Consider the following 18,139-nt stretch of genomic DNA (forward strand, 5'->3'; position numbering starts at 1 on the left):
TGCTTCTCCGTAAAGAGGAAGAGGAGGGGGAACGGACGGGATCAGAGACGCTCGACGATCGTGGCGATGCCCATGCCGCCGCCGACGCAGAGGGTGGCGAGGCCGTACCGCTTGTCCTGCCGTTCCAGCTCGTCGATGAGCGTGCCGAGGATCATCGCGCCGGTCGCGCCGAGCGGGTGGCCCAGGGCGATGGCGCCACCGTTCACGTTGACCTTGTCCAGCGAGAGGCCCATGTCCTTGACGAAGCGCAGGACGACTCCGGCGAACGCCTCGTTGATCTCGACGAGGTCGATGTCGTCGATGGTCAGTCCGGCCTTGGCGAGCGCCTTGTGGCTCGCGGGCGCGGGACCGGTGAGCATGATGGTCGGCTCGGAGCCGGAGACCGCGGCGGCCACGATCCGGGCGCGGGGGGTGAGTCCGTAGCGCTCGCCCACCGTCTTCGATCCGATGGCGACGAGCGAGGCGCCGTCGACGATTCCGGAGGAGTTGCCCGCGTGGTGGACGTGGTCGATCTTCTCGACCCAGTGGTACTTCTGCAGCGCGACCGCGTCGAAGCCGCCCATGTCGCCGATGGCGGCGAAGGAGGGCTTGAGGGAGGCGAGCGAGTCGGCGGTGGTGCCCGGACGCATGTGCTCGTCGTGGTCGAGGACGACCAGGCCGTTGCGGTCGCGCACGGGGACGACGGACCGGTCGAAGCGGCCGTCCTTCCAGGCCGCCGCGGCCCGCTCCTGGGAGAGCGCGGCGTACTCGTCGACATCGCGGCGGGAGTATCCCTCCAGCGTGGCGATGAGGTCGGCGCCGATGCCCTGGGGGACGAAGCCGGTGTCGTAGTTGGTCATGGGGTCGGCGAACCAGGCGCCGCCGTCGGAGGCCATCGGGACCCGGGACATCGACTCGACACCGCCGGCGAGGACGAGGTCCTCCCAGCCGGAACGGATCTTCATCGCGGCCATGTTGACGGCTTCGAGGCCGGAGGCACAGAAGCGGTTCTCCTGGACGCCGGCGACGGTGTCGGGCAGGCCCGCGGCGATCGCCGAGATCCGGGCGATGTCGGAGCCCTGGTCGCCGACGGGGCCGACGACGCCGAGGACGATGTCGTCGATGGCGGCCGGGTCGAGGCCGGGGAAGCGGTCGCGGATCTCATGGATGAGGCCGACCACCAGGTCGATCGGCTTGGTGCCGTGCAGGGCGCCATTGGCCTTTCCGCGCCCGCGCGGGGTGCGGATCGCGTCGTACACGTACGCTTCGGTGCTCACTGGTCTGGAGCCTTTCTGACAACGCAGCGGGAGGGTGAGGTGAGGGTCAGCCGAGCAGGGAACGGCCGATGATCTCCTTCATGATCTCGGTCGTGCCGCCGTAGATGGTCTGGATGCGGCCGTCCGTGAAGGCCCGGGCCACGCGGTATTCGGTCATGTAGCCGTATCCGCCGTGCAATTGCAGACAGCGGTCGGCCACGCGCTTCTGCAGTTCCGTGGCCCACCATTTCGCCATCGAGGCGTGGACCGCGTCGAGTTCCCCGTTCGAGTGATCCACGATGCAGCGGTCGAGGAAGGTCCGGGTGACGGCGCACTCGGTGGCCATCTCCGCGATCTCGAAGCGGATGTGCTGGAGCTTGGAGAGCGGCCGCCCGAAGGCCTCGCGCTCCTTCACGTACTGGGTGGTGATCTCCAGGAGATGCTCGGCCGCGGCGATCCCGGCGACCGCGATGCCCATCCGCTCCTGGGCGAGGTTGGTCATCAGATGGACGAAGGCGCCGTTGAGCTCGCCGAGGAGGTTCTCCTTGGGCACGCGGACGTCGTGGAAGAACAGCTCCGCGGTGTCCTGGGACTTCTGGCCGATCTTGTCCAGGTTGCGGCCGCGTTCGAAGCCCTCCGCCCCCCGCTCGACCACGAGCAGCGACAGTCCGTGCGCCCCGCCCTCGGGGGTGGTCTTCGCGACGACGACCACCAGGTCGGCGAGGATGCCGTTGGAGATGAAGGTCTTGGAGCCGTTGAGCAGCCAGTGGTCGCCCCGGTCCTCGGCGGAGGTCCGTATCCCCTGCAGGTCGGAGCCCGCGCCCGGCTCGGTCATGGCGATGGCGGTGATGATCTCGCCGCTGCAGAAGCCGGGCAGCCAGCGCCGCTTCTGCTCGTCGGTGGCGAGCCCGGTCAGATAGGGCCCGATGATGTCGTTGTGCAGACCGAGGGCGAGCCCGGCGGCGCCTGCCCGGGTGAACTCCTCGGCGAGCACGGCGCTGTAGCGGAAGTCCGCGTTCCCGCCACCTCCGTACTCCTCCGGGACGGCGAAACCGAGCAGCCCCTGTCGCCCGGCGGCCCGCCAGGCGTCGCGCGAGACGATGCCGTCCTTCTCCCACTGGTCGTAGTGCGGGAGCACTTCCTTGTCGAGGAAGGTACGGACGGTCTCCCGGAACGCGTCGTGCTCGGCGGTGAAGATCTGGCGCTTCAACTCGTCCTCCTGTAAGCGGTGTGCGGCCTCACCCTGTGTCCCCTGTCCCCTTCTACGGCGCGATGCCCGGGACGTCCCAGTCCCGGGCGACGTCGTCCATGTCGGCGCCGGGCAGCGCGGGTCCGCTCCGCACGGCGGCAGGGGTCGCCGAGAAGCGGGGCGCGGGGGCGGGCTGGGTGAAACCGGCGTGGTCGACGAAGGTCGAGCGTGCGGCGAGATGCGGATGCGCGGGCGCCTCGCTCAGCGACAGGACGGGGGCGACGCAGGCGTCCGAGCCCTCGAAGACGGCGGTCCACTCGTCCCGGGTCCTGGTGCGGAAGCGGGCGGCCACGGCGGCCCGCAGCTCCTCCCAGCGCCCGAAGTCCTTACGGGCCGGCGCCTCGTCGGTCAGTCCCATCAGGGCGATGAACTCGTCGTAGAACTGCTGCTCCAGCGCCCCGACCGCCATGTACTGGCCGTCGGAGGTCTCGTAGTTCCCGTAGAAGGGGCAGCCGCCGTCCAGCAGGTTGGAGCCGCGCCGGTCCTGCCAGCCGCCGGCCGCCATCATGCCGTGGATCATGGTCGCGAGGTGGGCGGCCCCGTCGACGATCGCCGCGTCGACGACCTGGCCCTCCCCGTGGGCGCGGGCGTGCTGGAGGGCGGCGAGCACGCCGACGACCAGGTAGAGCGAGCCGCCGGCGTAGTCCCCGACGAGGTTGGCGGGCACGGTCGGAGGCTCGTCCGCCTTACCGATCATGGAGAGGGTGCCGGTGATGGCGATGTACGCGATGTCGTGCCCGGCCCGCTGGGCGAGCGGCCCGTCCTGGCCCCAGCCGGTCATTCGCCCGTAGACCAGCCCGGGGTTGCGGGCGAGGCACGCGTCGGGGCCGACCCCGAGCCGCTCGGCGACGCCGGGCCGGTATCCCTCGATGAGGATGTCGGCGCGTTCCACCAGGTCGAGGACGCGCGCGGCCCCGCCGTCACCCTTGAGGTCGATCAGTACGGACCGCTTGTTGCGGTTGGTGAGGTCGTACGCCGGGTCGATGCCGAGGCCGGAGCCGCCGGGCCGGTCGACCCGTACGACGTCGGCGCCGAGATCGGCCAGGAGCATGGCGGCGAACGGCCCGGGCCCGATGCCCGCCAGCTCGACCACGCGCACTCCGGCCAGCGGGCCGCCGCCACCGTTCCCTGTCGCTGCCATCAAGCCCCCAGCACTGTGACACTACTGATGTAACAGCAGTGATGCTAAGAACACGTTCCACTCGGCACAAGCCCCTGGGCCGAGCAAGCGCTTGATCCCGGACGGAAAATCCCGGTGGGCCGGTCCGGCGGTCGGCATGATGAGCCGATGCGACACGATCACACGCGCACCGAGCCCCCGCACTCCGGCGACGAGCTCGCCACCCTGACCGGGATCCTCGAGTTCCAGCGCTCCACGCTGCTCATGAAGTGCGCCGGGCTCAGTGCCGAACAGCTCACGCGGCGGGCCGTCCCGCCGTCGGACCTCTCCCTTCTCGGCCTGGTCAGGCACCTCGCCGAGGTGGAGCGGAGCTGGTTCCGGCGCACCCTCAAGGACGAGGTGGCCCCCGCCCACTGGCCGGGCCCGGAGCCCGGCTCGTTCGCCGAGTTCGACGTCGAGGGGGCCGATCCGGACGAGGCGTTCCGGATATGGCGCGAGGAGTGCGCGCGGTCCCGGGCCACCGTGGAGGCGGCCGAGTCCCTCGACATCACCGGCCTCCACGGCGACGAGCCGTACTCGCTGCGCTACGTCCTCACGCACCTGATCGAGGAGTACGCGCGCCACAACGGCCATGCCGACCTGCTCCGGGAGAGCATCGACGGCTCCACCGGGGAGTGACTCACGCCCGCTCCGGGACGACCGCTAGGCTCCGCCTCCGACAGCAGCGGGTCCACGGGCCCGCGGGGTGAACGCGGAGGGCTGGATGGACACAGGGCGGGCGTACGACGTGGTGCTCTTCGGGGCAACCGGTTTCGTCGGGGAGCTGACCGCGGAGTACCTCGCCGCGCAAGCTCCGGACGAGTGCCGGTGGGCCCTCGCCGGGCGCAGCCCCGAGAAGCTGGAGCGCCTGCGCGACCGGCTCGCGGCGACCTGGCCGGGGTGTGCGGACCTCCCGCTGCTGACGGCCGACGCGGAGGACCCCGACTCGCTGCGGGAGATCGCCGAGTCGGCCCGGGTGGTGGCCACCACCGTGGGGCCGTACGTCTGGTACGGCGAGGCCCTGGTCGCCGCCTGCGCGGAGGCGGGAACGGACTATGTGGACCTGACCGGCGAGGCGGAGTTCGTCGACCTGATGTACGTACGGCACGACGCGCGCGCCCGGGAGACCGGCGCGCGGATCGTGCACGCCTGCGGCTTCGACTCCGTCCCGTGCGATCTGGGCGTGTACTACACCGTCCAGCAGCTGCCGCAGGACGTGCCGCTGCGGATCGAGGGCTTCGTGCGGGCGGGCGCGGTCTTCTCCGGCGGCACGTTCGCCTCAGCGCTGACCGCGATGGGGCGCGGGCGGCAGATACTGCGGGCCGCCCACGAGCGCCGGCTGCACGAGCCCCGTCTGGTGGGACGGCGGGCCCGGGCCCCGCTGGGCACCCCGCGCTTCAGCCGGGAGACCGGCACCTGGGCCCTGCCGCTGCCGGTGCTCGACCCGCAGGTCGTCGCCCGCTCGGCGGCCGCGCTCGGCCGGTACGGTCCGGACTTCCGCTACCGCCATTACGCGTCGGTGCGGACGCTCCCGATGGCACTCGGCGGCGCGGCAGCCGCCGGCGCGGGCGTGGCGCTCGCCCAACTCGCGCCCGTGCGCAAATGGCTGATGGACCGTTACGAACCGGGCCAGGGGCCGAGCGAGGAGCGCAGGAAGCGCAGCTGGTTCTCCCTGCGCTTCGTCGGCGAGGGGGGCGGGCGCCGGGTCTTCACCGAGGTGTCGGGCGGCGATCCGGGCTATGACGAGACGGCGAAGATGCTCGCCGAGTCGGCGCTCAGTCTCGCCTTCGACGACTTGCCCAAGACCGCCGGCCAGGTCACCACGGCCGTCGCGATGGGCGACGCGCTGCTGGGGCGGCTGCGGGCGGCGGGCATCCGCTTCCGGGTCGCGGACGCGCGCTGAGTCCTCCGCGTCAGTGGCGTACGAGACAGAAGGGGTGGCCCGCGGGGTCGGCGTAGACACGCCAGCTCCGCGTGCCGCCCCCGTCGTCGAGCAACGCCGCACCCAGGGCGATCACTTCGCGCTGGGCCCGCTCCACATCGTCGACGCGGACGTCCAGATGGAACTGCTGGGGCCGTGCCGGCTTCCCGTGGACCGGCGGCCGGTGATCCTCCACCCGCTGGAACGCCAGCACCGGCCCGGCGTCCGGATGCAGCGTCGCCCAGCCCTCACCGACGGCCCACTGGGGGTCGGGGCGGTTCACCTCACCGCCGAGCAGCCCCTGATAGAAGCGGGCGAGTACCTGAACATCGGCACAGTCCAGAACCACACACTGCAAGCTGCCGATCATGCGCCATTCCCCCCATTGGGCCTCCCGGACCCGCCGGGCCGGCCGGATCCTTCCGACCCCCGGATACTCTCAGCACGCCCCCGGCACCGGTCAGAGGGCCGCCGCCCAGACGGCGATGGTGTAGGCCATGGACCCCACCCAGCCGAGCCCGACGAGCCCGGCCACGATGAGAACGGTCATGACGCCGCGTTCAACGGGGCGCGGAGGCGTGGGTGTTGTCATGGGTCCCAGCCTGTCGGCCGTGATCGGCCGGGGATATCCGTACGCGTACTCAGCTTGTGGAACGGAGTGACGAGGTGGGACGCCTCGCCCGCGCCGCTCAGCCCTCGGTCGTGCCCGTCGCCTCCCGCAGCGCCCGGCGGCACAGTGCGTCGGCCAGGCGTGTGGTCTGCGGGAGTCGGTAGCGGGGCGTCAGCAGGAGCGTGTGGGCGCAGGCCGTCTCCAGGGTGACGCGGTGGCCCGCGGAGACGAAGACGGGCTTGACGCCGTGCTGGGTCCGCAGGGCCCGGCCGACCTCCTCGTGGCCTTCGGGGTCGTCGGCGACGAGGGGGCTGAAGTCGCCGCGCCGCTCGCCCGGTTGCTCGTACGAGAAGGTGAAGGGATTCTTCGCGACTCCGATGACGGGCAGGCCGGTGAGGACACCGAGGTGGCTGGCGAGGCCGAAGCGGCGCGGGTGGGCGCGTCCGTAGCCGTCGCAGACGACGAGGCCGGGGCCCGTGGTCAGGGACTGCAGCGCGGCGAGCACGGTCGGGATCTCCCGGAAGGCGAGCAGCCCCGGGACATAGGGGAAGGAGATGCGGCCGACGGCGGTGGCTTCCTCGACCACGTCGAGCGTCCGGGCGTCGAGGACGACGGCGGCCGCGGCGACGACGTCCCGCTCGTCGTCGTACGCCACGTCGACGCCGGTCACCACTCCGGTGCCGGGCGCCGGGCCGGGCTCGTCGAGGACGACACGCTCGCGCAGGTCGTCCTGTACGCGCCGGGCGGTCGCCTCGTCGGCCGGCCAGTCCTCGGGAGTTGCGATGATCGTCATGATGACGGCCACCTTACGGGCCGGCCCACCCTTCGGACCGGCCCGATCGGCTCCCCGCCCGCCCGGTAACCTGCTGATCATGTTCGTACTGGAATTGACCTACACCGCCCCCGTCGAGCAGGTCGACGAGCTGCTCGCCGCCCACGTCGAGTGGCTGGACGCGCAGTACGCCGAGGGCGTGTTCATCGCTTCGGGGCGGAAGAACCCGCGGGACGGCGGTGTGATCCTGGCTGTCGGGGACGACCGCGCGCGGATCGAGAAGATCACGGCGGCCGACCCCTTCACCATCGGCGGCGTCTGCGCGTACCGGATCACCGAGTTCTACGCGACCAAGACCGCGCCGGAGCTCGCCCCGTACCGCGAGCAGCTGCCCGGCTAGAGCGCCGCACCGGCCGCACCGGCGGATCGCGTGATCACGAAGACGCCTTGAGCGTCAGCCGCGCGACCCTCCCCCGCTCTCCCGACGCCCAGCACCCGAAGTCCGCCGCGCAGTCGACCGTGTCGTACGAGCCGGTGTCGACCGTCCGCCAGGTGCGGCCGCCGTCGGTGGTCAGGTCGGTCCCGGTGGGACCGACGGCGAGTGCGGCGGCACGGGTGTGAGGCAGCCAGGTGACGCCCGACCGGTAGGCGGGCGGCGGCGTGGTGGACGGCTGCCAGGTGCGGCCGCCGTCGCGGCTCACCGATCCGGCGTGCGGCGACGGCTGGTCCTTGCGGTAGTCGCCGCCGACCGCGATGCCGTGGCCCCGGTCCCGGAAGGCGAGGGCGAAGACCCCACGGGCCGGGTCGCCGGCCGGGATGCCCGCGTCGGAGGCGGTCCAGTGCAGGCCCCGGTCCGAGGAGTGCAGGACCCGGGCGGTCGCGCCGCCGCCGGTCGCCAGCCACACGTCCTTCGGACCGGAACTCACCAGGCACTGCCCGCTCGCCGCGAACCCCGCCTCGCCGGGCTGCGCGTCGGGCATTCCCTCGCTCGGCAGCACCTTCCACGACCTTCCGCCGTCGCCGGTGGACAGGATGCGGTACTTGCCGTCGACGGGGTCGCTCATCGCCAGCCCGTGGCGGCGGTCGAAGAACGTCACGCAGTCGTAGAAGGCCTTCGGATCGCCGTTGCGGAAGGCCTCGGTCCAGGTCTCGCCGCCGTCCTCGGTGCGCAGGAGCCTCGAGGCCTCGCCCTCCCCGATCGCCAGGACGACGGCCCGCCTCGTGTCGAACGCCTCGATGTCACGGAACTCCAGGTCCGCCGCACCGGCCGGGGACACGTCGCGCCAGGTCCGGCCCCCGTCGGAGGTCCGCAGAACCGTGCCCTTCGATCCGGCGACCCAGGCGCTCTCGCGGTCGACGGCGGCGAGCCCCCGGAAGCGCGCGTCGGTCCCCGTGTCGGTCAGCTTCCACCCCGGCCCTCCGCTCTCCGGCACCGTTCCCTCGGCCTGCGCCGGAGTGGCCGCAAGGGCCGCGGCGAGCGCCACCCCGCACAGTCCCACCGACATCATTCGTCTCGTCTTCCCCTTGGACGTCATGGCGCCGGAAGCTAGCCCACCGGGCAGAACCCGTCCAGGGTGCCTCCCTCGGCCCAGGCCGGAGCCGACGGGTCCGGCCCGGGCGCCGGCCGCCCCGCCTCGCCCCGCGATGACAACGATGGCGGTGACACAGGTCACGCTCCCCTCCAATGCACGCCGCGACCGATTTCGTCGTCCTCCCCGGTGTAGGGAGGCGTCAGCCGAAGCCGCGCGCGAGGAGCAGGCCGTGTCCATCGTCATCGAGCAGGCCGTCCAGGCCCGCATGGTCGCATCCGCTCCCCGGATGGAGACCGTCTTCGCCATGCTGCGGTACGACCGCGAGGACCCGTTCGCGGTGAGCATGGCGTTCCCGCCGCCGGCGACGCTGGAGGGCGTCGAGGTGTCCTGGGCGTTCTCCCGCGAGCTGCTGGCGGCCGGCATGGACCGGCCGGCGGGGGTCGGGGACGTACGGGTACGGCCGTACGGCTACGACCGCACGGTCCTGGAGTTCCACGCGCCCGAGGGAGTGGCCATGGTCCACATCCGCACCTCCGAGGTGCGCGATTTCCTCGAGCGCGCCCAGCACCTGGTGCCGTCGGGACGCGAGCACCACTATCTGGACCTGGACCACGAACTGGCGGAGCTGCTGCGCGACGCGCGGTGACGCGCCGGCTCGCGTCCCCTTGATTCGCCCGCTTCCCCCTCCCCTTGGTTCGCCGCCTTCCCGCTCCCCTTAATTCGCTGGCTTCCCGCTCCGCCCCAGGGGTAGCGTCTTCCTCGTTGCCCTGTTGTCGTCGGATCGGAGTAGGACGTTGCTCGTCTGAGGTCTGAGACACCGTGCCGCACAGCCGCCCCTCGCGCCGCTGTGTGTGCCGTGCGACCTCGGCGTACGAGCCGTTCCCGCTACTCCCCGACCGGTCGCCCGGTGTCTCACCCGTTGCCCCAGCCCTCATCAGCAACCGGGAGACCCGTATGTCAACCCACCCCACCTTCATCACCTGCTCCGACCTCTCCTTCTCCTGGCCCGACGGCAGCGAGGTCCTCGACGGCTTCCGGCTGACGGTCGGCCCCGGCAGGACCGGACTCGTCGGCCTCAACGGCTCGGGAAAGTCGACCCTGTTGAAGCTGATCGCCGGAGAGCTCACCCCGACCGGCGGTACGGTCCGCACGGCGGGCGAGGTCGGGCATCTGCCACAGAACCTGGTCCTCGACACCACGCTGCGGGTCGACCAGGTCCTCGGAATCGCCGCGACCCGCGCGGCACTGCACGCCATTGAGGCGGGTGATGTCCGCGAGAGCCACTTCACCGCCGTCGGCGACGACTGGGACGTGGAGGAGCGGGCCCTGGCCGCGCTCGACCAGCTCGGTCTCGGGCACATCGGCCTCGACCGCTCCATCGGCGAGCTGTCGGGAGGCGAGTCGGTCCTGCTGCGGCTGGCCGCCCTGCTGCTGGCCCGCCCGGATGTGCTGTTGCTCGACGAGCCCACCAACAACCTCGACCTGTACGCCCGTCGGCGGCTGTACGCGGCGGTGGAGGCCTGGTCCGGCGTACTCGTCATGGTCAGTCACGACCGTGAACTGCTGGAGCGCGTCGATCAGATCGCCGATCTGCGCGACGGGGAGGTGACGTGGTACGGCGGCTCCTTCTCCGCGTACGAGCGGGCACTCGCCGCCGAACAGGAGGCGGCCGAACGCATGGTGCGGGTCGCCGAGGCCGACGTACAGCGCCAGAAGCGCGAACTGTCCGACGCCCAGATGAAGTTGGCCCGCCGCAAGCGCTATGCGCAGAAGAGCTTCGACAACAAGGTCGTACCCAAGATCGTCGCCAACGGCCGCAAGAGCGAGGCGCAGGTGTCGGCCGGCAAGCACCGCGCCCTGCACACCGAGCGACTCGCCGAAGCCCGGGAGCGCCTCGGCGAGGCGGTGGAGGCGGTGCGCGACGACGACGAGATCCGCGTCGAGCTGCCGTACACCACGGTGCACCCGGGGCGGGGCGTCCTGCTCCTGAAGGACCTCGAACTGCGCTACGGGGCCACCGTCCGCGGTGAGTGGGAGCTGCGCGGCCCGGAGCGGATCGCGCTCGTCGGGCGGAACGGAGCGGGCAAGACGACGCTCCTGCGCACCATCGCCGGCGACATGGAGCCCGTCGCGGGTGAAGCGGTCGCGCACGTGCCGCTGCGCTTCCTTCCCCAGCGGCTCGATGTGCTGGACGACGACCTGAGCGTGGTGGAGAACGTCGCCCGGTTCGCGCCGGAGGCGACCGGCAACGCGATCAGGGCGCGGCTGGCGCGGTTCCTCTTCAAGGGGGCGCGCGCGGACCAGCCGGCCGGGACACTGTCCGGCGGGGAGCGATTCCGGGCCGCGCTCGCCGCCCAGCTGCTCGCCGAACCGGCGCCACAGCTCCTGATGCTGGACGAGCCGACGAACAACCTCGACATGGCGAGCGTTCGGAAGCTCACCGCGGCCCTGGAGGCGTACGAGGGCGCGCTGATCGTGGCGAGTCACGATGTGCCGTTCCTGGAGTCCTTGGGTATCACCCGGTGGCTGCTGCTCGACGGCGAGCTGCGCCCCACGACGGCGGAGGAGGTACGGGAGGGGTACGCGACGGCCTGAGGGGTCGGCCCCGAGTGGGCGGCCCCGCGTCGACGGCGCCACGCGGGCGGCCCTGATCGTGAGGCCGCCCCGCGGCCGCCCCGGACAGTCGGCCCCCGAGTGGACGGGCCGGGCCTGGGCAGCAGACAACCCGGGAACCCCGGCTGATCCGGGGACTTCAGGAGGTGGACGACCGTGCCCAGCCCAATCGCCCTGATCCGGCGCCCCGGCCCGCGCCTCGCCGAGGGACTGGTGACACACATCGAGCGCTCCCCCGCCGATCCGGCCCGCGCGCTCGCGCAGTGGGAGGCCTACACCGCGGCGCTGCGCGCGCACGGCTGGCGGACGGTCGAGGTGGACCCGGCCGACGACTGCCCGGACGCGGTGTTCGTCGAGGACGCCGTCGTGATGTTCCGGAACGTCGCCCTGATCGCCCGCCCCGGCGCCCCCTCCCGCAGAGCGGAGACGCCGGCCGTCGAGGAGGCCCTGACCGGGCTCGGCTGCTCGGTGAACCGAGTCAGGGCGCCGGGCACCCTCGACGGCGGCGACATTCTCAAGATCGGCGACACGGTGTACGCCGGGCGCGGCGGGCGGACGAACGCGGAAGGCGCACGGCAGCTGCGGGCCGCGTTCGAGCCGCTGGGCGCCCGGGTGGTCTCCGTACCGGTGAGCCGGGTCCTGCACCTGAAGTCGGCCGTGACGGCGCTGCCGGACGGCACGGTCATCGGTCATGAGCCGCTCGTCGACCAGCCGTCGCTGTTCCCCCGCTTCCTGCCGGTTCCGGAGGAGGCGGGGTCCCACGTCGTCCTGCTGGGCGGCGGAAAGCTCCTCATGGCGGCGAGCGCACCCAAGTCGGCGGAGCTCTTCGCGGATCTGGGTTACGAGCCCGTCGTGGTCGACATCGAGGAGTTCGAGAAGCTCGAAGGCTGCGTGACGTGTCTCTCCGTGCGCGTCCGTGAGCTGCACGCATAACGGAACGTAACCGGACATCGAGCCGAGAGGGCTTGGCCGACCCCTTATCGTCCCCTTAACCTACGGTCTCGTAACCTACGAAGCCGTAGGTATTTCCCCTTGCCCCCGTCCCCCTGGAGCCCCCGTGACGCTCGCCTCTCCCCACCTCGGCAGTTCGGAAGCGTGGACAGACGCCCGGCTGCTGTTCGCGCTGGAGGAGGTGGTGGAGAAGGAACTCAACCGCCATCTCAAGGTCACCAAGGACTGGATGCCGCACGAGTACGTGCCGTGGTCCGACGGCCGGAACTTCCCCGGCTTCTTCGAGGACGGTGAAGCCTGGGACCCCTCGCAGTCCAAGGTCACCGACATCGGCAAGATCGCTCTGGTGGTCAACCTCCTCACCGAGGACAACCTCCCCAGCTACCACCACGAGATCGCCACCCTCTTCGGCCGCGAGGGCGCCTGGGGCACCTGGGTGCACCGCTGGACCGCCGAGGAGGGCCGCCACGGCATCGTGATGCGCGACTACCTCCTCGCCTCGCGCGCGGTCGATCCGGACAAGCTCGAGCAGTTCCGCATGTCGCACATGAGCGAGGGCTTCGAGTCGGACAACCGGCACTCGATGCTGCACTCGATCGCGTACGTCGCCTTCCAGGAGCTCGCGACCCGCATCTCGCACCGCAACACCGGTCACCAGTCCGGCGACCCGGTCTGCGACCGGATGCTCGCCCGCATCGCGACCGACGAGAACCTGCACATGGTCTTCTACCGCAACCTGCTGGGCGCGGCCTTCGAGCTCGCCCCCGACCTGACGATGCAGGCGGTACGGGACGTGGTCGTCGAGTTCCGCATGCCCGGGCACGGCATGCCGGGCTTCGAGCGGGCCGCCGCGCAGATGGCGATCGGCGAGATCTACAACCTGCGCATCCACCACGACGACGTCCTGCAGCCGGTGCTGCGCTACCTGAAGGTGCTGGAGATCGGCGGGCTGGGCCCGCAGGGTCTCAAGGCGCAGGAGGAGCTCGGCCTGTACATGGGCGGGCTCGACTCGGAGGCGAGCAAGTTCGACGCGAAGCTCGCGGCGCGCAAGGCGCGCATGGCGGCGCGCGCGGCCGGCTGAGGCCGCCGCGGCACGAGGTGACGACCCGGGCCGTGACGGGGGCCCGGGTGTCAGCGCCCGTTGCCCCCGCCACCCGGCCGAGTGACGGCATTTCTCCGCTTTGGCGATGATCTGCAAGTGTGGTCCGCCATGCATCGCGATCTCCAGGTGGACACCGATCAACTGGGCCGATTCTCCCGCGCGCTCGGGGAATCCCTCACCTCGCTCACCGAGGCGAGACGCGCGCTGGAGCACGCCCGCGCCGACCGGCTGGGCACGCCCGAGCTCGACGAGGCCTGCGACGGCTTCCAGAAGCGCTGGAAGTACGGCGCGGAGCAGCTGGGCGTCCGGATCAAGGCCGTGCGCGAGGGCGTCCACCTCAGCCGCGAGGGGTACGTCCAGCTCAACCGCTCGATCGAGGCGGCGTTCCGGGCGGTGACCCCTCACGACGGCGGCGGCCGCCATGACAGCGGCGCCTCGCCGGAGGGCGGCGTCCCGCACGACAGAGGGCTCTCGCGTGACGGCGGCGCCCCGCACGACGGAGGGGCCGGCCGTGGCTGAGGTCCCCTACCCCCACCTGGGCTGGGACCCCGCCCCCGGCAGCCCCGCCGAGATCGCCGCCCTGCGCGTCAAACTCACCGCTTCGGCCACCTCGCTCGGCACCGCCCACCGCTTGGTGGCCCAGCTGCTCGGCGAATCCTCGTACTGGCAGGGAGAGGCCGCGGACGCCTTCCGTGAAGCCCTCGACGGCGATCTGCCCCGTTTTCTGAAGAACGCGCATCACTCGCTGTCCAAGGCGGCCGGCCGCCTGGGCGCGTGGCACGACGACCTGGTGGGTTACCAGGCCACGGCGCGGGCGTACGAGACGCGGGCGGCCCTCGAAGCGGCCGCCGTCCGCAAGGCCGAGGCCACGGACTCCACAGTGCGCGGCACGCCCGGCGTTCCGGCCGCCGATCTCACGGCGGCGGCGGACGGGGTGACCCGGGCGAGGGCGGCCCTCGAGGACGTGCGGCGGCTGGCCCGCGAGCTGGAGGAGACCCACCGGGTGCGGGCCGGGCGGGTCGCGAAGTCCCTCAACGAGGCAACGGACCGGCTGGCGCCGAAGGAGCCGGGACGGACGGGCGGACTGCTGGACTGGGTGGACGGGGATCTGGGGGACGGCCTCAGCTTCCTGTCGGCCGTGGCCGGCCTGGCCGCGTTCCTGCTCTCCGGACCTCTCCTGGTGCCCGTACTGTTCCTCGCCGCCGGTCTGAGCCTCGCGGCCTTCGTCGCGCACGCGCGAGATCCCCAGCTGCGGGCCGCCCTCAGGGGCGGGGTGGTCGACGGCCGGCTCGACGCGAAGTTCTGGGGAGCGACCGTCACCCTCGCCGGAGACGCCGTCGGCGCCCTGCCGGGCGTGGGGGCGGTCGCCCAGGGGGCCAAGGGCATGGCGGCGGCCGTCCGGACCGGCCGCGCCGCGGGCGGGGGCATGGCGGCGGGACTCCGCGGCGGGGCCGAAACGTTCGCCACCGGCTCCGGTACGGCGATGCGGCACATCGACGAAGCCCCGAAGCCGCTGACCGACTGGGTGGTGCGCCGGACCGGACCTCGCGCCGAGCGGCCCGTCCTCGTCGGCGTCTCCGCCACCGGTGTCGCCACCTCCGGAACGGGGCTGGTCACCTCGGAGGAGAACGGGACCGCGAGGAACACGGCGAGCGCCGTCGACGGCGCCCGGCTGGCAGGGTCCGACGGCCCGAATCTCACGAGCGCGGCGCGGGCGTGGGTCCGCGCCGCACGCTAGGGGGCTCCATGAACGACTTCTGGTTCCGGCTGCCGCCGGGGTACGTCGACCTCGACCTCGACACGGGCCTCGACCTCGGCACGGACGACCTCGACACGGACGACCTCGACACGGACGACCTCGACACGGACGACCTCGGCACGGACGACCTCGGCACCGACGTCCATACCCACGCCGACACGCAGGTCGAGTGCACCACCGCGCCCGGGCTCGGCGAGGCCCGCACCCTGCTGAGTCTCCTCGGCGGCCTCGCCCGCCATGACGTCATGCACACCGCCGTCGGCCTGCACGACAGCGGCGACAGCGGCGTCGGCGGGGGCGGGATCTGCGTGTCGGTCGTGTGCCTCTCGGACTTCGACACCGGCTCCCCGCACGCGAACGTCGCCGCGGCCCGGTGCGCTCTGGGGATGGCGACCGACGCGATGGGCGCCCTGCGGACCCGTGAACTCGTCACGCTCGCCTGCGGACGCCCGGCCGCGCTCGCCACCCATGTACTGGCCGCGCCGCCCGAGGACCTCCTGCGCGCCGCCCGCCTGCCCGCCGCCGGGCGGGACGTCTTCCAGGCCCGGCTGGCCATCGCCCGGCCCCACGGCTCCCGTGTCATCGTCATCGACCTGACCACGACCGAACTGGCCCTCGCCGAGGCCTACACCGACATCCTGCTCGGCATCGGGCAGACCGTGGCCTTCGAGGACCCCACGGCCCCGAGCAGCGCACCGCCGCGACCGAGCCGCCTCCTGGAGGTGCTGCTGTGACCCGCGTTGATGGTTCGTTGACGGCCCGTTTATGAGCGCCGGGCAGCGTGTCCCGCATGCAGATCGACACCACCATCTACGCCGACCCCGAACTGTCCTGGCAGGAGGACGCGCTGTGCGCGCAGGCCGGGCCCGAGTTCTTCTTCCCCGCCCCCGGAGCCTCCACGCGTGAGGCCAAGCAGCTCTGCGGCGCCTGCGACGGACGGGTGGCCTGCCTGGAGTACGCGCTCGCCAACGACGAACGTTTCGGTGTGTGGGGCGGCCTCTCGGAGAAGGAGCGGCACAGGCTGAGGCGCGACAACCGGGCCTGACCGCGACCCGCCTGCCGCGTCCCACGCCCCACGACGTCACACGCCCCGAGTCCCGCCCGCCCTCAGTCCTCCCTGGGGGCGGTCCTGATCACCGCGAAACGCGCGCCGTACGGGTCGGTGAGCTTGGCGATCCGGCCCACGCCGTCCATGTCCAGCGGCGCGAGCCGGACCGAGCCGCCGAGCCGCTCGGCCTCGCCGACGACCCGGTCCACGTCCTCGACCTCGAAGTACGGCAGCCACGAGGGGCCGTCGGCCGCCTCGACCGGGTCGGCGTCGAGGGGTACGACTCCGCCGAACATGGCCTCCGCGCCCTGCCCGGCCGGGTTGAGCATCGTGTAGGCGCCGGCGTCGTCGGGCACCTCGGTGGTGGTGGTCTCCGTACCGAAGACGGACCGGTAGAAGGCGATCGCGGCGTCGGGGTCCGGGGTGTACAGCTCGACCCAGCAGAGCGAACCCGGGGCGTTGACCATGTCGAGGCCCGCGTTCGTACCGGGTTGCCAGACCGCGAAGCCGACGCCCTCGGGGTCGGTGAAGACGGCCATGCGGCCCATGTCGAAGACGTCCATGGGTGCGAGGGCGACCGCACCGCCGGCCGCCCGGACGGCCGCCGCGGTGGCGTCCGCGTCGGACGTACGGAAGTAGAGCGTCCAGGCCGGTGGTCCCTGCTCCGGCGCGACGGTCATCCCGCCGGCCACGGTCCCGCCGTCGAGCTGGAACATGCCGTACCCGCCGGCCTCCGGTCCCGCCGACCGGAAGCCCCAGCCGAGGACGCCCCGGTAGAAGGCCTCGGCCCCCTCGATGTCGGGGGTCGCGAGGTCGAGCCAGTTCGGGGAGCCGGTGGCAAAGGGCGAGGTGAGCACGGACACTCCTTCGACGGGTCCCTGGGTGCGCTCCCGAGTCTGCGCCGGATCCCACCGGGGCGCATCAGGAACCCTTGCGTACGATCCGCCGTCTCGGCGAAGATCGACACCATGACGACCAGAAAGGCTCATGCCGCGTAGGCGCCACTCGCTGCCACCCTCGGCCAACGCGCCGCCGGGTCCCGGGAACACCCACGGATCCGTCCAGCCCTCGCCGAGTTCTCCAGGAGCAGCATGAAGCCCAGCCTGAAGCCCACACCCCTGACCCCGTACGCCCGCCTGCCGCGTGGCTACCGGACGTTGCGGACCATCACGAGCACGGTCGACGCGTACGGACGCGTCCACTGGCTGCTCGTCGATCCGCGGATCCTGGTCAGCTCCGAGTGGTACGACAGCCGCCCCTTCGGCGGCCTCGTGGCACTGGAGCACGGGCCGTACGACGCCGTGGTGGTGACGGTCGACGACGGCGACACGCAGGAGACGCGGCTCAGCGCGGTCACTCCGCGCTCTCCCCGCGTCGACGCCTTGCCGGACGGCGGCTTCGTGCTGGCCGACGCCCGCAGTGCGCCCGACGAACAGCATGTGCAGGTGTTCGACGCCTTGGGACGCCCCTCGTGGACGTTCCGCGTGGGGGACGGCATCGAGTATCTGCTCGCCGACGAGTCCGGGGACCTGTGGGCGGGTTACTTCGACGAGGGCGTCTTCGGCGAGGATGCGCTCAGTTGGCCGGGGCTGCGGCGGTGGAGCAGCACCGGCGAGGCTCTGTGGAGGTACGTGCCCGCCCCGGGCACCGGGGGCATCAGTGACATCTACGCCCTCAACGTCGGCAAGGGCGCGGCTTGGGCGTGCCCCTACCACGAGTTTCCCCTGCTGGAGATCGTCGACGACGAGGTACGGACCCGGACGTCGCCGGTCCGGGGCGCACATGGACTCGCCGTGCACGGCGACCGGATCGTCTTCGTCGGAGGCCGTACGTTCGGCGCGCTCACCGAGTGCCGGCTGACGGAGGACGCGGCGGTGCCGGCGGGCGAGGGGCTCCTGGTCCGTGAGGACGGGAGCCCGCTCGGGCGCCACCGGCGGGTCTGCCGCGGCCCACGCGTGTACATCCAGGACGAGTCCACGGGAGAGTGGTCGGTGCTCGACATCAGTGGTGATCTCACGGCGTAGGACCAGGGCGGCGCAGGACCGGACCCGTACGCCGCGGTCGCGGCGGTCGCCGTCGCACGGCCGGGCCCGGCCGTGCGACAACCACAGGATTGCTGCGATCCGGTGGTGTGCGCGGGAGGTCGGAACCGGCCGGGGCCGTCCGCGCCTCTCCGGTGACATCAACT

The 18,139-nt window shown here is 72.1% G+C and carries 20 protein-coding genes; 12 read left to right on the forward strand and 8 right to left on the reverse strand.

Going from position 1 to position 18,139, the window contains the following annotated elements:
• Positions 1-41: 41 nt before the first annotated feature.
• Genes ACZ7J0_RS01735 through ACZ7J0_RS01745 form a run of 3 tightly spaced genes read right to left on the reverse strand, consistent with a single transcriptional unit; the run spans position 42 to position 3,625 of the window.
• Positions 42-1,256 (reverse strand): acetyl-CoA C-acetyltransferase, encoded by a 1,215-nt coding sequence (locus tag ACZ7J0_RS01735; RefSeq protein WP_470882990.1) that lies wholly within the window; start codon positions 1,254-1,256, stop codon positions 42-44.
• Positions 1,257-1,302: 46 nt separating this feature from the next.
• Positions 1,303-2,445 (reverse strand): acyl-CoA dehydrogenase family protein, encoded by a 1,143-nt coding sequence (locus tag ACZ7J0_RS01740; RefSeq protein WP_470882991.1) that lies wholly within the window; start codon positions 2,443-2,445, stop codon positions 1,303-1,305.
• Between the two features lie 52 nt (positions 2,446-2,497).
• Complete coding sequence (locus tag ACZ7J0_RS01745; protein ID WP_470882992.1) at positions 2,498-3,625, reverse strand: CaiB/BaiF CoA transferase family protein; 1,128 nt, start codon at positions 3,623-3,625, stop codon at positions 2,498-2,500.
• 147 nt (positions 3,626-3,772) lie between these two features.
• Between ACZ7J0_RS01745 and ACZ7J0_RS01750 the strand changes: the two genes are divergently transcribed.
• Positions 3,773-4,282: a DinB family protein gene (locus tag ACZ7J0_RS01750; protein WP_470882993.1), complete on the forward strand. Its 510-nt coding sequence runs from the start codon at positions 3,773-3,775 to the stop codon at positions 4,280-4,282.
• Positions 4,283-4,367: 85 nt separating this feature from the next.
• Positions 4,368-5,546, forward strand: coding sequence for a saccharopine dehydrogenase family protein (locus tag ACZ7J0_RS01755; protein WP_470882994.1), 1,179 nt, complete (start codon positions 4,368-4,370; stop codon positions 5,544-5,546).
• Positions 5,547-5,556: 10 nt separating this feature from the next.
• Here the strand turns inward: ACZ7J0_RS01755 and ACZ7J0_RS01760 are convergent, their stop codons facing one another.
• The 3 genes from ACZ7J0_RS01760 to ACZ7J0_RS01770 form a co-directional block, all read right to left on the reverse strand.
• Positions 5,557-5,934, reverse strand: a complete 378-nt coding sequence (locus ACZ7J0_RS01760) for a VOC family protein (protein ID WP_470882995.1) — start codon at positions 5,932-5,934, stop codon at positions 5,557-5,559.
• 90 nt (positions 5,935-6,024) lie between these two features.
• Positions 6,025-6,156, reverse strand: coding sequence for a morphogenic membrane protein MmpA (gene mmpA / locus ACZ7J0_RS01765; protein WP_470882996.1), 132 nt, complete (start codon positions 6,154-6,156; stop codon positions 6,025-6,027).
• A 97-nt stretch (positions 6,157-6,253) separates the two neighbouring features.
• Entirely contained in the window at positions 6,254-6,967 is a 714-nt protein-coding gene (locus ACZ7J0_RS01770; RefSeq protein WP_470882997.1) for an endonuclease V, read from the reverse strand.
• 79 nt (positions 6,968-7,046) lie between these two features.
• Here ACZ7J0_RS01770 and ACZ7J0_RS01775 point away from each other — a divergent pair, with 79 nt between their 5' ends.
• Entirely contained in the window at positions 7,047-7,346 is a 300-nt protein-coding gene (locus ACZ7J0_RS01775) for a YciI family protein (protein WP_470882998.1), read from the forward strand.
• A gap of 34 nt (positions 7,347-7,380) precedes the next feature.
• Here the strand turns inward: ACZ7J0_RS01775 and ACZ7J0_RS01780 are convergent, their stop codons facing one another.
• Positions 7,381-8,481 carry a WD40/YVTN/BNR-like repeat-containing protein gene (locus ACZ7J0_RS01780; protein WP_470882999.1) on the reverse strand — a complete coding sequence of 367 codons (1,101 nt, stop codon included), beginning with the start codon at positions 8,479-8,481 and terminating at the stop codon, positions 7,381-7,383.
• A 226-nt stretch (positions 8,482-8,707) separates the two neighbouring features.
• On the opposite strand from ACZ7J0_RS01780, the gene ssgD reads away from it, so the two are divergent.
• From ssgD to ACZ7J0_RS01820, 8 genes are all read left to right on the forward strand, one after another.
• Entirely contained in the window at positions 8,708-9,124 is a 417-nt protein-coding gene (ssgD, locus tag ACZ7J0_RS01785; RefSeq protein ID WP_470883000.1) for a spore wall synthesis regulator SsgD, read from the forward strand.
• Positions 9,125-9,432: 308 nt separating this feature from the next.
• Complete coding sequence (locus tag ACZ7J0_RS01790) at positions 9,433-11,073, forward strand: ABC-F family ATP-binding cassette domain-containing protein (protein ID WP_470883001.1); 1,641 nt, start codon at positions 9,433-9,435, stop codon at positions 11,071-11,073.
• Positions 11,074-11,247: 174 nt separating this feature from the next.
• Entirely contained in the window at positions 11,248-12,024 is a 777-nt protein-coding gene (ddaH, locus tag ACZ7J0_RS01795; protein WP_470883002.1) for a dimethylargininase, read from the forward strand.
• Positions 12,025-12,148: 124 nt separating this feature from the next.
• Positions 12,149-13,123, forward strand: coding sequence for an acyl-ACP desaturase (locus tag ACZ7J0_RS01800; RefSeq protein ID WP_470883003.1), 975 nt, complete (start codon positions 12,149-12,151; stop codon positions 13,121-13,123).
• Positions 13,124-13,252: 129 nt separating this feature from the next.
• Positions 13,253-13,663, forward strand: coding sequence for a hypothetical protein (locus ACZ7J0_RS01805; RefSeq protein WP_470883004.1), 411 nt, complete (start codon positions 13,253-13,255; stop codon positions 13,661-13,663).
• Complete coding sequence (locus tag ACZ7J0_RS01810) at positions 13,656-14,882, forward strand: hypothetical protein (RefSeq protein ID WP_470883005.1); 1,227 nt, start codon at positions 13,656-13,658, stop codon at positions 14,880-14,882. The genes ACZ7J0_RS01805 and ACZ7J0_RS01810 overlap by 8 nt, the downstream gene beginning before the upstream one ends.
• An 8-nt stretch (positions 14,883-14,890) precedes the next feature.
• The gene (locus ACZ7J0_RS01815; RefSeq protein WP_470883006.1) at positions 14,891-15,637 is read left to right on the forward strand and encodes a hypothetical protein; all 747 of its coding nucleotides are present in this window, start codon (positions 14,891-14,893) and stop codon (positions 15,635-15,637) included.
• Positions 15,638-15,693: 56 nt separating this feature from the next.
• Entirely contained in the window at positions 15,694-15,948 is a 255-nt protein-coding gene (locus tag ACZ7J0_RS01820; RefSeq protein WP_470883007.1) for a WhiB family transcriptional regulator, read from the forward strand.
• A 62-nt stretch (positions 15,949-16,010) separates the two neighbouring features.
• Here the strand turns inward: ACZ7J0_RS01820 and ACZ7J0_RS01825 are convergent, their stop codons facing one another.
• A complete protein-coding gene (locus tag ACZ7J0_RS01825) occupies positions 16,011-16,808 on the reverse strand; it encodes a VOC family protein (RefSeq protein ID WP_470883008.1) in 798 nt (265 codons plus the stop codon).
• Positions 16,809-17,042: 234 nt separating this feature from the next.
• Here ACZ7J0_RS01825 and ACZ7J0_RS01830 point away from each other — a divergent pair, with 234 nt between their 5' ends.
• Positions 17,043-17,975: a hypothetical protein gene (locus ACZ7J0_RS01830; protein WP_470883009.1), complete on the forward strand. Its 933-nt coding sequence runs from the start codon at positions 17,043-17,045 to the stop codon at positions 17,973-17,975.
• Positions 17,976-18,139 lie beyond the last annotated feature (164 nt).

The organism is Streptomyces sp. NPDC038280, from assembly GCF_055600045.1.